Origin of the sequence: Pseudomonas sp. 43(2021) (assembly GCF_017490805.1) — a bacterium.
Taxonomy (GTDB): Bacteria; Pseudomonadota; Gammaproteobacteria; order Pseudomonadales; family Pseudomonadaceae; genus Aquipseudomonas.
In genome coordinates this window covers 74071-87030 of record NZ_JAFGYJ010000020.1, presented here as the reverse complement: position 1 = coordinate 87030, position 12960 = coordinate 74071, and the positions used below count along the sequence as shown (strand labels likewise).

General features: G+C 64.2%; 9 protein-coding genes. 7 read left to right on the top strand and 2 right to left on the bottom strand.

What is annotated here, in order from left to right; all coding sequences use genetic code 11:
- Nucleotides 1-60 precede the first annotated feature (60 nt).
- The 7 genes from J5M71_RS18005 (at nt 61) to J5M71_RS17975 (ending at nt 11858) form a co-directional block, all read left to right on the top strand.
- Nucleotides 61-2115, top strand: coding sequence for a GGDEF domain-containing phosphodiesterase (locus J5M71_RS18005; RefSeq protein ID WP_207834585.1), 2055 nt, complete (start codon nt 61-63; stop codon nt 2113-2115).
- A 157-nt stretch (nt 2116-2272) separates the two neighbouring features.
- The gene (locus J5M71_RS18000) at nt 2273-3610 is read left to right on the top strand and encodes an imelysin family protein (RefSeq protein ID WP_207834582.1); all 1338 of its coding nucleotides are present in this window, start codon (nt 2273-2275) and stop codon (nt 3608-3610) included.
- A gap of 196 nt (nt 3611-3806) precedes the next feature.
- Nucleotides 3807-5234, top strand: a complete 1428-nt coding sequence (locus tag J5M71_RS17995) for a di-heme oxidoredictase family protein (protein WP_207834580.1) — start codon at nt 3807-3809, stop codon at nt 5232-5234.
- A gap of 20 nt (nt 5235-5254) precedes the next feature.
- The gene (locus J5M71_RS17990; RefSeq protein ID WP_207834578.1) at nt 5255-6319 is read left to right on the top strand and encodes an imelysin family protein; all 1065 of its coding nucleotides are present in this window, start codon (nt 5255-5257) and stop codon (nt 6317-6319) included.
- Between the two features lie 2 nt (nt 6320-6321).
- The gene (locus J5M71_RS17985; protein ID WP_207834575.1) at nt 6322-7419 is read left to right on the top strand and encodes a DUF1513 domain-containing protein; all 1098 of its coding nucleotides are present in this window, start codon (nt 6322-6324) and stop codon (nt 7417-7419) included.
- Nucleotides 7420-7652: 233 nt separating this feature from the next.
- Nucleotides 7653-8801, top strand: a complete 1149-nt coding sequence (locus J5M71_RS17980; protein WP_207834573.1) for an efflux RND transporter periplasmic adaptor subunit — start codon at nt 7653-7655, stop codon at nt 8799-8801.
- A 12-nt stretch (nt 8802-8813) separates the two neighbouring features.
- On the top strand, nt 8814-11858 hold the full coding sequence (locus tag J5M71_RS17975) for a multidrug efflux RND transporter permease subunit (RefSeq protein ID WP_207834571.1): 3045 nt from the start codon (nt 8814-8816) through the stop codon (nt 11856-11858).
- A gap of 167 nt (nt 11859-12025) precedes the next feature.
- Here the strand turns inward: J5M71_RS17975 and J5M71_RS17970 are convergent, their stop codons facing one another.
- Nucleotides 12026-12259 carry a hypothetical protein gene (locus J5M71_RS17970; protein ID WP_063913281.1) on the bottom strand — a complete coding sequence of 78 codons (234 nt, stop codon included), beginning with the start codon at nt 12257-12259 and terminating at the stop codon, nt 12026-12028.
- The gene (locus J5M71_RS17965) at nt 12256-12957 is read right to left on the bottom strand and encodes a lipopolysaccharide kinase InaA family protein (protein ID WP_063913282.1); all 702 of its coding nucleotides are present in this window, start codon (nt 12955-12957) and stop codon (nt 12256-12258) included. The genes J5M71_RS17970 and J5M71_RS17965 overlap by 4 nt, the downstream gene beginning before the upstream one ends.
- Nucleotides 12958-12960: the final 3 nt, after the last annotated feature.

Here is a 12960-nt window from a genome sequence, read left to right as displayed (position 1 = left end):
TAGTGTATCGTCATCGTTGATGGCAAAATGATGCCATGCGTATGGATTAAGGAAACCCCATTGAAGCTGGAATTGCGGAACAGCTTGTCGGTCAAGTTGCTCAGGGTCGTGCTGCTGTCGGCGCTGGCGGTCGGTGTCGTGCTCAGCTGTGCGCAAATCGTCTACGACACCTACAAGACCCGCCAGGCCGTGAACAACGATGCCCAGCGCATCCTCGACATGTTCCGCGACCCCTCGACCCAGGCGGTATATAGCCTGGACCGCGAAATGGGCATGCAGGTGATGGAAGGCCTGTTCCAGGACGAATCGGTACGCATGGCGTCCATCGGCCATCCCAACGAAACCATGCTGGCAGAAAAGTCCCGCCCGCTGCAGGACACGCCCATGCGCTGGCTGACCGACCTTATCCTCGGCCAGGAACGTACCTACACCACGCAACTGGTCGGCCGCGGCCCCTACAGCGAATACTATGGCGACCTGAGCATCACCCTCGACACCTCGTCCTACGGCGAAGACTTTCTGATCAACGCCGTGATCATCTTCATTTCCGGTGTGCTGCGGGCCCTGGCCATGGGCCTGGTGCTGTACCTGGTCTACCACTGGCTGCTGACCAAACCGCTGTCGAAGATCATCGAGCACCTTACCCAGATCAACCCCGACCGCCCCAGCCAGCACCAACTGCCGCTGCTAAAGGGCCACGAGAAGAACGAACTGGGCTTGTGGGTAAACACCGCCAACCAGTTGCTGGCCTCGATCGAGCGCAATACCCACCTGCGCCATGAAGCGGAAAACAGCCTGCAACGCATGGCGCAGTACGACTTCCTCACAGGCCTGCCCAACCGCCAGCAGTTGCAGCAGCAACTGGACAAGATCCTCGTCGACGGCGGCCGCCTGCAACACCGTGTGGCGGTGCTATGCGTAGGCCTGGACGACTTCAAGGGCATCAACGAGCAGTTCAGCTACCAGGTCGGCGACCAGCTGCTGCTGGCCTTGGCCGACCGTCTGCGCGCCCACAGCGGCCGCCTGGGCGCCCTGGCACGGTTGGGCGGTGACCAGTTCGCCCTGGTACAGGCCAATATCGAGCAGCCCTACGAGGCGGCCGAGCTGGCACAGAGTATCCTCGACGACCTGGAAGTGCCGTTCGACCTCGACCACCACCAGCAGATCCGCCTACGCGCCACCATCGGCATCACCCTGTTCCCGGAAGACGGCGACAGCACCGAGAAGCTGCTGCAGAAAGCCGAACAGACCATGACCCTGGCCAAGGCCCGTTCGCGCAACCGCTACCAGTTCTACATCGCCAGCGTCGACAGCGAGATGCGCCGCCGTCGCGAGCTGGAAAAGGACCTGCGCGAAGCCCAGGCGCGCAACCAGCTGTACCTGGTGTACCAGCCACAGATCAGCTACCGCGACCACAGCGTGGTCGGTGTCGAGGCACTGCTGCGCTGGCAGCACCCGGAGCTGGGCATGGTGCCGCCAGATCAGTTCATCCCCCTCGCCGAACAGAACGGCAGCATCATCAGCATCGGCGAGTGGGTGCTCGACCAGGCCTGCCGGCAGCTGCGCGAATGGCACGACATGGGCTTCAGCGACCTGCGCATGGCGGTCAATCTGTCCACCGTACAGCTGCACCACAACGAACTGCCGCGGGTGGTCAACAACCTGCTGCAGGCCTACCGCCTGCCGCCACGCAGCCTGGAGCTGGAAGTCACCGAGACCGGCCTGATGGAAGACATCAGCACCGCCGCCCAGCACCTGCTGAGCCTGCGCCGCTCCGGAGCACTGATTGCCATCGACGACTTCGGCACCGGCTACTCGTCGCTCAGCTACCTGAAATCGCTGCCGCTGGACAAGATCAAGATCGACAAGAGCTTCGTCCAGGACCTGCTGGACGACGATGATGACGCCACCATCGTTCGCGCCATCATCCAGCTGGGCAAGAGCCTGGGGATGCAGGTGATCGCTGAAGGCGTGGAAACCGCCGAACAGGAAACCTACATCGTCGCCCAGGGCTGCCACGAAGGCCAGGGCTACCACTACAGCAAGCCGCTGTCGGCCCGTGAGCTGACCAACTTCCTCAAGCAGGCGCAGCGCAACCAGGTTTCGATGTTCTGAGCCGCCTGCCCGGTTACAGGCCGTGACCGGCATTTACCCGAATTGCACGCCCGCCCCTTTACAGCAAATGCAAATCTTTCGCATGATGTTGTGGTTTCGCGTGCCACGGCGCACGGTCCACCCCTTGGTCCAACCACACGATGCAGGAAAACCAATAATGATTCGAATGCCTCTGGCCTCCGCCAGTCTGCTGGCCATTGCCATCGCTCTCGCCGGTTGCGGTGAAGGCAAGGACGACAAGGCCGCCGCGCCGCAAGCCCAGGCACCTGCTGCCGCCAGCACCACCGCTGCAGCGCCCGGGGCTGTCGACGAAGCTGCCGGCAAAGCCGTGGTCAAGCACTACGCCGAGCTGGTCTACACCGTCTACAGCGACTCGCTGAGCACCGCCAAGGCCCTGCAGACCGCGGTCGACGCATTCCTGGCCAAGCCCAACGACGAAACCCTGAAGGCCGCCAAGGAAGCCTGGTTCGCCTCGCGCGTTCCGTACCTGCAGACCGAAGCCTTCCGCTTTGGCAACACCATCATCGACGACTGGGAAGGCCAGGTGAACGCCTGGCCGCTGGACGAAGGCCTGATCGACTACGTCGACAAGAGCTACGAGCACGCTCTGGGCAACCCGGCGGCCAGCGCCAACATCATCGCCAACACCGAGATCCAGGTGGGCGAAGAGAAGGTCGATGTCAAGGACATCACCCCCGAGAAGCTGGCCAGCCTGAACGAACTGGGCGGCTCCGAAGCCAACGTTGCCACCGGCTACCACGCCATCGAGTTCCTGCTCTGGGGCCAGGACCTGAACGGCACCGGCCCGGGCGCTGGCAACCGCCCTGCGTCGGACTACCTGGAAGGCAAGGGCGCCACCGGCGGCCACAACGACCGCCGCCGTGCCTACCTGAAAGCAGCCACCGACCTGCTGGTCAAGGACCTCGAAGAGATGGTCGGCAACTGGGCACCCAACGTGGCAGACAACTACCGAGCCAAGCTGGAAGCCGAGCCGGTCAACGACGGCCTGCGCAAGATGCTGTTCGGCATGGGCAGCCTGTCGCTGGGCGAACTGGCTGGCGAGCGCATGAAGGTTTCGCTGGAAGCCAACTCGCCGGAAGACGAGCAGGACTGCTTCAGCGACAACACCCACTACTCGCACTTCTACGACGCCAAGGGTATCCGCAACGTCTACCTGGGCGAGTACACCCGCCCGGATGGCACCAAGGTGACCGGCCCGAGCCTGTCGTCACTGGTGGCCAAGGTCGACCCGGCCGCCGACGCCACCCTCAAGGCCGACCTCGAAGCCACCGAGGCCAAGATCCAGGTGATCGTCGACCACGCCCTCAAGGGCGAGCACTACGATCAGCTGATCGCGGCCGACAACGCTGCCGGCAACCAGATCGTACGCGACGCCATTGCCGCCCTGGTCAAGCAGACCGGTGCGATCGAGCAGGCCGCGGGCAAGCTGGGTATTGCCAACCTGAACCCGGATACCGCGGATCACGAGTTCTGATCCTGCTGTAGTGGTTCTGAAAAAGGCGGCCTTCGGGTCGCCTTTTTTGCTTGCCGGCGATTGGGCCCGACCAGGCCCCCACAAACCATGGCCAACTGACACCGATTTCATCCAGCAATTGCAAATTGCTCTTATTCAAACTCCCCCACCCTGCTAAGCTTGCACGCCGGTTTTTCGCTCACGCCCAGGATTCTCGATGTCCTTGTCGCTGTCCCGACTCTCCCCCCTGCTGCTGGCCTTTGCCCTCGCCGCCTGTGACGACGCCCCGCGTTTCACCCAGGCCGAGCCCGGCGAAGCGCTGTCGGGCGGCAACGCCACCGTGCAGCGCACTGACCGCAATGCCTATTCCCTGCCCTCGGCCAACCTCTCGCCCGAGCGGCGCCTGGACTTCGCCGTCGGCAACAGTTTCTTCCGCAACCCCTGGGTAATCGCCCCGTCCACCACCACCGCACGTGACGGCCTGGGCCCGCTGTTCAACACCAATGCCTGCCAGAACTGCCACGTACGTGACGGCCGCGGCCACCCGCCAGAACCGGGCGACAGCAATGCCGTATCGATGCTGGTACGCCTGTCGATCCCCGACCAGCCCTACCTGGCCAAGGTGGTGGAGCGCCTCGGCGTGGTGCCGGAACCGGTCTATGGCACCCAGCTGCAGGACATGGCCATCCCGGGCGTGACGCCAGAAGGCAAGGTGCGGGTGAGCTATACCAGCGAAACGGTGTCGTTCAAGGACGGCCACCAGGTCGAACTGCGCAAGCCGGCCCTGCAGATCACCCAGCTTGGCTATGGCGTGATGCACCCCGACACGCGCTTTTCGGCGCGGGTGGCGCCGCCAATGATCGGCCTGGGCCTGCTCGAAGCCATCCCCGAAGCCGACCTGCTGGCCAACGAAGACCCCGACGACCGTAACCGCGACGGCATCCGCGGCCGGGCCAACCGGGTGTGGGACGACGCCCAGGGCAAGACCGTGGTCGGCCGCTTCGGCTGGAAGGCCGGGCAGCCCAACGTCAACCAGCAGAACGTGCACGCCTTTGCCGGCGACATGGGCCTGACCACCACCCTGCTGCCCAACGACGACTGCACCGCGGCGCAGGCCGACTGCCTGGCCGCGCCCAACGGCAACGGTGCCGGTGACGAGAAGGAAGTCAGCGACAACATCCTGCGCCTGGTCACCTTCTACACCCGCAACCTGGCCGTGCCGGCCCGCCGCGATGTGGGCTCGCCGCAGGTGCTGGCGGGCAAGAACCTGTTCTACCAGGCCGGCTGCCAGGGCTGCCATACGCCGCAGTTCACCACCGCCGCCAATGCCGCCGAGCCGGAGCTGGCCAACCAGCTGATCCGCCCCTACAGCGACCTGCTGTTGCATGACATGGGCCCGGGCCTGGCCGACGAGCGCACCGAGTTCGCCGCCAACGGCCAGGACTGGCGCACCCCGCCACTGTGGGGCATCGGCCTGAGCGAAACGGTCAGTGGGCACAGCCAGTTCCTGCACGACGGCCGCGCCCGCAACCTGCTCGAAGCCGTGCTCTGGCACGGAGGAGAGGCCGAGGCGGCACGCAATTTCGTACTCACTTTCAATGCCGGGCAGCGTGCCGCGTTGCTGGCGTTCCTGAACTCACTTTAAAAAGCGCATAGGAGCCGGGCATGTTCCGACCCAAACTGTTGTTCACCAGCCTCGCCGCACTCGCCCTCGGCGCCTGCTCGCCGCAGGACCCGCAAGCCGTGACCTCCGCTGCCATCGCCAAGCAGGTGATCCTGCCTACCTACAGCCGCTGGGTCGAAGCCGACCGCACGTTGGCCGCCAGCGCCCTGGCCTACTGCGAAGGCAAGGAAACCCTGGACAAGGCCCGTACCGACTTCCTCAACGCGCAAAAGGCCTGGGCCGAGCTGCAACCGCTGCTGGTCGGCCCGCTGGCCGAAGGCAACCGTGCCTGGCAGGTACAGTTCTGGCCCGACAAGAAGAACCTGGTCGGCCGCCAGGTCGAGCAGCTGGTCAACGCCGACCAGCCGGTCGATGCCGCGGCCCTGGGCAAGGCCAGCGTGGTGGTACGTGGCCTGTCGGCCTACGAGTACATCCTCTTCGACAGCAAGCCGGATATCGCCACTGCCGAGCAGAAAGCCCGCTACTGCCCGTTGCTGGTGGCCATCGCTGAACACCAGAAAGCCCTGGCCGAAGAGATCCTCAAGGGCTGGAACAGCACCGACGGCATGCTCTCGCAGATGACCAAGTTCCCCAACCAGCGCTACGCCGATTCCCACGAGGCCATCGCCGACCTGCTGCGCGCCCAGGTCACCGCCCTGGACAGCCTGAAGAAAAAGCTCGGTGCACCGATGGGCCGCCAGAGCAAGGGTATCCCGCAGCCACTGCAGGCCGAAGCCTGGCGCAGCCACAGCTCGCTCAAGAGCCTGGAGGCCAGCCTCAAGGCCGCCGAAGCGGTCTGGGTCGGGGTCGACAACCGAGGCCTGCGCGGCTTGCTGTCCAGCGATCAGAAAGCCCTGGCGGACAAGATCGACGCCGCCTACGCTGCCTCGCTCAAACTGCTGGCCGACAACCAGAAGACCTTGGGCGAGCTGCTGGCCGACGACGCCGGCCAGCAAACCCTGAACCAGATCTACGACAGCCTCAACGCCGTCCACCGCCTGCACGAAGGCGACCTGGCCAAGGCGTTGAACATCCAGCTGGGCTTCAATGCCAACGACGGTGACTGATCATGCTGCGACGCCAGGCCCTCAAACTCGGTAGCGTATTGCTCAGCGCCCTCACCCTGGGCGGCTGGAGCCTGTTCCGCAACAAAGGCAGCGAGCCCCTGCTGCTGTCGGCGCGTGACGACGGCGACGGCAAGCACTATGCGGTCGGGTTCCGCCTGGACGGCACCCCGGTGTTCAGCACCCAGGTCGCCCAACGTTGCCATGCCATCATCCATCACCCGCAACTACCGATCGCCCTGTTCGTCGCCCGCCGGCCCGGCACCGAAAGCTACCTGGTCGACCTGCGCGACGGGCGCCTGCTGCAGACCGTCACCTCGCAGCCGAACCGGCACTTCTACGGCCACGCGGTCATCCACAAAGGTGGCGAATGGCTGTATGCCACCGAGAACGACACCACCGACCCGGGGCGTGGCGTACTCGGTGTATACCGCTTCGAGGGCGAGCGCCTGGTGCATAGCGGCGAGATTCCGACCCACGGCATCGGCCCGCACGAAGTGGCCTGGCTGCCGGACGGCGAGACGCTGATCGTGGCCAATGGTGGTATCCGCACCGAAGCCGAAAGCCGGGTGGAGATGAACCTCGACGCCATGGAACCGAGCCTGGTGCTGATGCAGCGCGACGGTACCCTGCTGAGCAAGGAAACCCTGGCCCAGCAGATGAACAGCGTGCGCCACCTGGCGGTGGGCAGCGATGGCACGATCGCCGCCTGCCAACAGTTCATGGGCGATGCCGATGAAACCGCCGAACTGCTGGCAATCAAGCGCCCGGGCGAGCCGTTCAAGGCCTTCCCGGTGCCGGAGCGGCAGTTGCAGGCCATGGCCCAGTACACCGCCAGCGTGGCTATCCACAGTGAGCTGCGGCTGGTAGCGCTGACCGCGCCACGGGCCAATCGCCTGTTCATCTGGGACCTGGACAGTGGCGCGGTACGGCTGGATGCGCCAATGCCCGATTGTGCGGGGGTGGGCGCGGTGCAGGACGGTTTTGTCGTCACCTCCGGGCAGGGCCGTTGCCGGTTCTATGATTGCCGCAAGGCCGAGCTGGTCGGGCAGCCGATGAACCTGCCGTCCGGTTTCTGGGACAACCACCTGCATCTCGTCTGATTTTCGGGTTGGCTGTACTGGCCCCTTCGCGGCTAAAGCCGCTCCCACAGGAACAGCGCAACCCACTGACTGCGCGGTCCCTGTGGGAGCGGCTTTAGCCGCGAAGGGGCCCTCACAGGCATTTATCCCTCCATCCAACAAAAAACAGTCAATACTTCCCCCATTCACACGTGGGCAGGATCGCCCGTTGTCGTGTCCAAGCGAATAACAACCGCATCCAAGGAACCGGACCTATGCTGCGCCGCCGCATGCTCATCATGTTGGCCGTGGTTCTGCTGATCGTGCTGGCCCTGGGGGGCTACAAAGCCTTTTCGATCTACCAGCAGATCCAGATCTTCACTGCCCCCAAGCCGCCCATCACCGTGGCGGCCGCCTTGGCCGAACAGCGCCCGTGGCAAGAGCGCCTGCCCGCCGTCGGCAGCCTCAAGGCGCTACAGGGCGTGGAGCTGAGCCTGGAGGTGGAAGGCATCGTCAAAGCCCTGCACTTCGACTCGGGCCAGCAGGTAAAGGCCGGGCAGCTGCTGCTGCAGCTCAATGACGACCAGGAAACCGCCCTGCTCGGCACCGCCCAGGCCGACCTGGGCCTGGCCAAGGTCGATTTCGGCCGTGGCAGCCAGCTGGTCGGCGACTCGGCCATCTCCCGCGGCGAGTTTGACCGCCTCACCGCCCAATACCGACGGAACCAGGCGGTGGTCGACCAGCTCAAGGCATCGAAGACCAAGAAAAGCATCAGCGCCCCGTTCAGCGGCACCATCGGTATTCGCCAGGTGGACGTTGGCGACTACCTGGCCGCCGGCACGGTGATCGCCACCCTGCAGGACACATCCAGCCTCTACGTCGACTTCAACGTACCGGAACAGGCTCTACCACACCTCAGCCTGGGCCAGCAGGTACTGGTGCAGGTGGCCGCCTACCCGGGCCAGACCTTCCCCGCCAGCCTCAGCGCCATCAACCCCAAGGTCGAGGAAACCACGCGCAACCTGCTGGTGCGCGCAACCATGGCCAACCCGGACGGCAAGCTGCTGCCGGGCATGTTCGCCAGCCTGCTGATTCTGCTGCCCAACCCGCAGCCACAGGTGGTAGTGCCGGAAAGCGCCATCACCTACACCCTGTATGGCAACTCGGTGTACGTCGCCACGCCGAAGAAGGACAAGGACGGCAAGCCGGAAAACGACGACAAGGGCCAGCCGCAGCTCACCGCCGAGCAGCGCACGGTGCAGACCGGCGAGCGCCGTGACGGCGTGGTGGTGGTCAGCAAGGGCCTGCAGGCGGGGGAACAGGTGGTCACCGCCGGCCAACTGAAGCTCACCCCCGGCGCCGCAATCCGCATTGGCCAGGACAAAGCCCTCAAGCCCGCACAGGGCGCGCCGGGCAAGGACTGACAGGAGGCTGGCATGGCGTTCACCGACCCGTTCATCCGCCGCCCGGTGCTGGCCAGCGTGGTCAGCCTGCTGATCCTGCTGCTGGGCTTCCAGGCCTGGAACAAGCTGCAGATCCGCCAGTACCCGCAAATGGAAAACGCCCTGATCACGGTGACCACTGCCTACCCCGGTGCCAACGCCGAGACCATCCAGGGCTATATCACCCAGCCGCTGCAGCAAAGCCTGGCCAGCGCCGAAGGCATCGACTACATGACCTCGGTGAGCCGGCAGAACTTCTCGATCATTTCCATCTACGCACGTATCGGCGCTGACAGCGACCGGTTGTTCACCGAGCTGCTGGCCAAGGCCAACGAAGTGCGCAACAAGCTGCCCCAGGACTCGGAAGACCCGGTACTGAGCAAGGAAGCCGCCGATGCCTCGGCGCTGATGTACATCAGTTTCTACAGCAAGGAGATGAGCAACCCGCAAATCACCGACTACCTGTCGCGGGTGATCCAGCCCAAGCTGGCCACCCTGCCGGGCATGGCCGAAGCGGAGATCCTCGGCAACCAGGTGTTCGCCATGCGCATCTGGATCGACCCGGTGAAACTGGCAGGCTTCGGCCTGTCGGCCACCGACGTGACCAATGCCGTACGCCGCTACAACTTCCTCTCCGCGGCCGGTGAGGTAAAGGGCGAATACGTGGTCACCAGCATCAACGCCAGCACCGAACTGAAGTCGGCCGAGGCGTTCGCCGCGCTACCGGTCAAGACCAGTGGCGACAGCCGCGTGTTGCTGGGCGATGTGGCGCGGGTCGAGATGGGTGCGGAAAACTACGACACGGTCAGCTCGTTCGACGGCACCCCATCGGTGTACATCGGCATCAAGGCTACACCGGCCGCCAACCCGCTGGACGTCATCAAGGAAGTCCGGCGTATCATGCCCGAGCTGGAAAGCCAGCTGCCCTCGGCGCTGAAGGTATCGATCGCCTACGACGCCACGCTGTTCATCCAGGCCTCCATCGACGAAGTGATCAAGACCCTCGGCGAAGCGGTACTGATCGTCATCGTGGTGGTGTTCCTGTTCCTCGGTGCCCTGCGCTCGGTGCTGATCCCGGTGGTGACCATCCCGCTGTCGATGATCGGCGTGCTGTTCTTCATGCAGATGATGGGCTACTCGCTCAACCTGCTGACCCTGCTGGCCATGGTGCTGGCCATCGGCCTGGTGGTGGATGATGCGATTGTCGTGGTGGAGAACATCCACCGGCACATGGAAGAAGGCAAATCGCCGTTCGACGCCGCCCTTGAGGGCGCCCGCGAAATCGCCATGCCGGTGGTGTCCATGACCATTACCCTGGCGGCAGTATATGCGCCGATCGGCTTCCTTACCGGGCTCACCGGCGCACTGTTCAAGGAGTTTGCCCTGACCTTGGCCGGTGCAGTGATCATCTCCGGCATCGTTGCCCTCACCCTGTCGCCGATGATGTGTGCCCTGCTGCTGCGCCAGGAGCAGAACCCCAGCGGCCTGGCCCATCGCCTGGACGTGCTGTTCGAACGCCTGAAGGTGCGCTACCAGCGCCTGCTGCACGCTACCCTCGACAGCCGGCCGGTGGTGCTGGTGTTCGCCGTGATCATCCTGTGCCTGATCCCGGTGCTGCTGAAGTTCACCCAGAACGAACTGGCGCCCAACGAGGACCAGGGGGTGATCTTCATGATGAGCAGCTCGCCGCAGCCGGCCAACCTTGATTACCTCAACGCCTACACCGACCAATTCACTCCGCTGTTCAAGGCTTTCCCGGAGTATTACTCGTCATTCCAGATCAACGGCTTCAATGGCGTGCAGACCGGCATCGGCGGCTTCCTGCTCAAGCCCTGGAACGAGCGCGAGCGCACGCAGATGGAACTGCTGCCGCTGGTGCAGAGCAAGCTTGAGGAAATCAGCGGCCTGCAGATCTTCGGCTTCAACCTGCCGTCGCTGCCCGGCACCGGCGAGGGCCTGCCATTCCAGTTCGTGATCAACAGCGCTGGCGACTACCCGGCACTGCTGGATGTGGCTCAGCGCATCAAGGCCCGCGCCCAGGAGTCCGGCAAGTTCGCCTTCCTCGACATCGACCTGGCCTTCGACAAACCCGAGGTGGTGGTGGACATCGACCGGGCCAAGGCGGCGCAGATGGGGGTGTCGATGGACACCTTGGGCGGCACCCTGGCGACCTTGCTGGGCGAAGCGGAAATCAACCGTTTCACCCTCGAAGGCCGCAGTTACAAGGTGATTGCCCAGGTCGAGCGGCCGTACCGCGATAACCCCGGCTGGCTGAACAACTACTACGTGAAGAACGACCAGGGCCAGTTGCTGCCGCTATCGACCCTGATCACCCTCACCGACCGCGCCCGCCCGCGCCAGCTCAACCAGTTCCAGCAGCTGAATTCGGCGATCATCCAGGGCGTGCCCATGGTCAGCCTGGGCGAGGCACTGCAGACCGTGCAGGGCATCGCCCGCGAAGAGGCTCCGGAAGGCTTCGCCTTCGACTATGCCGGCGTGGCCCGCCAGTACGTGCAGGAAGGCAGTGCGCTGTGGGTGACCTTCGGCCTGGCGTTGGCAATCATCTTCCTGGTGCTGGCGGCGCAATTTGAAAGCTTCCGCGACCCGCTGGTGATTCTGGTGACCGTGCCGTTGTCGATCTGTGGCGCGCTGCTGCCGCTGTTCCTCGGCGTATCGAGCATGAACATCTACACCCAGGTCGGGCTGGTGACGCTGATCGGGCTGATCAGCAAGCACGGCATCCTGATTGTCGAGTTTGCCAACCAGTTGCGTGAGGAACGCGGCCTGAGCGTGCGCGAAGCGATCGAGGAAGCCGCGGCGATTCGCCTGCGACCAGTGCTGATGACCACGGCGGCGATGGTGTTCGGCATGGTGCCGCTGATCCTGGCGACCGGGGCGGGGGCGGTCAGCCGTTTTGACATCGGCACGGTGATTGCCACCGGGATGTCGATTGGCACGCTGTTCACCCTGTTTGTGTTGCCTTGTATCTACACCTTGCTGGCGCACAAAGAGGTGGCCAGACAGACATCGGTTGCCTGAACCGGCCTCTTCGCGGGTAAACCCGCTCCCACAGGTACGGCACCGGTATCCGAAATTGGTGCAGTACCTGTGGGAGCGGGTTTACCCGCGAAGAGGCCGGCAATGCAGAAGCAAAAATGCCAGAGGCCCCGCAATCGCGAGGCCTCTGGCATCCATCTACACCGGGTTCAACCGAACGGCCGCAACCCCTGGCGCATGCCGAACAGGAATAGCAGCAGGTCCTGATCCGGCGCGACCTCGGCCTGTTGCTGCGGTTTCACTTCCCGCGGCAACGCGCACTGGTCAGCCGTCTCGGCCTTGCTGAACACTGTCGGCCTCGGCTCTTCCCAGGCGGCCACCGCCACGGTGGTCACCGCCAGGCCAGCTACCAGGAACAAAGCTCGAGCTATTTCTAGTTTCATTGCCCTAACCCTTTGACAGCGCTGCCAAACGCCATCTGGTAAAAGTAGAGCAGGGTTTGCCATTCTGCGTCATTGATCGACGAATGGCGGCGCAGCTGGCGCAGGTCATTGCCCGCCGCGCGCTGGCAGCTGATACGTCGCCGACACTTTTCCAGGTCCAGCAGCGCGACTTCGACCCGAGCCTGCTCACCCTCGCCAATTACCTTGATGAACACGTGCTTGCCATACAGGCAGCCGTGCTGCCAGTGCCCCAGGTGCATCCGCGCCAGGTTGTCCGCCAGGTCCTTGAGCATGCGCTCATGCACCACCTGCGGGTAACGCTCGCGGGCACCTTCGGCATGCCAGGTGTCGAGCTCGACGAAACCGTCGAGTGCTTCGCTCACCAGCAGCGCACGCCACTGGTGGTCGGCATCACGCTCGGCGCCACAGAAGACGATGCGCGGTACGCGCACGCCCAGTTGCTCGAAGCTGTTCAGCGCATCGAGTTCACGCAATACGGTTGGCCGACCGAAAGGGTGCAGCAGGCTCCGGTAGATATGCCCGACCTGGCGCTTGGCATACAGCAGCTTGCCATTGCCATCGTTGAGGCGTTGCACACCACTCTCGCCACCACGGCGCTGGTTAGGCTCCTCGACCCACTCGCCCTGCTGGCGCCAGTAAAAATCGAACCGCGACTCCCCTTTCTGGGCTACAGCCATCAA

Coding starts and splice junctions, on each gene's coding strand:
- J5M71_RS18000 (WP_207834582.1), top strand. CDS start 2,273: ATGATTCGAATGCCTCTGGCCTCCGCCAGTCTGCTGGCCATTGCCATC.
- J5M71_RS17995 (WP_207834580.1), top strand. CDS start 3,807: ATGTCCTTGTCGCTGTCCCGACTCTCCCCCCTGCTGCTGGCCTTTGCC.
- J5M71_RS17990 (WP_207834578.1), top strand. CDS start 5,255: ATGTTCCGACCCAAACTGTTGTTCACCAGCCTCGCCGCACTCGCCCTC.
- J5M71_RS17985 (WP_207834575.1), top strand. CDS start 6,322: ATGCTGCGACGCCAGGCCCTCAAACTCGGTAGCGTATTGCTCAGCGCC.
- J5M71_RS17980 (WP_207834573.1), top strand. CDS start 7,653: ATGCTGCGCCGCCGCATGCTCATCATGTTGGCCGTGGTTCTGCTGATC.
- J5M71_RS17975 (WP_207834571.1), top strand. CDS start 8,814: ATGGCGTTCACCGACCCGTTCATCCGCCGCCCGGTGCTGGCCAGCGTG.
- J5M71_RS17970 (WP_063913281.1), bottom strand. CDS start 12,259: ATGAAACTAGAAATAGCTCGAGCTTTGTTCCTGGTAGCTGGCCTGGCG.
- J5M71_RS17965 (WP_063913282.1), bottom strand. CDS start 12,957: ATGGCTGTAGCCCAGAAAGGGGAGTCGCGGTTCGATTTTTACTGGCGC.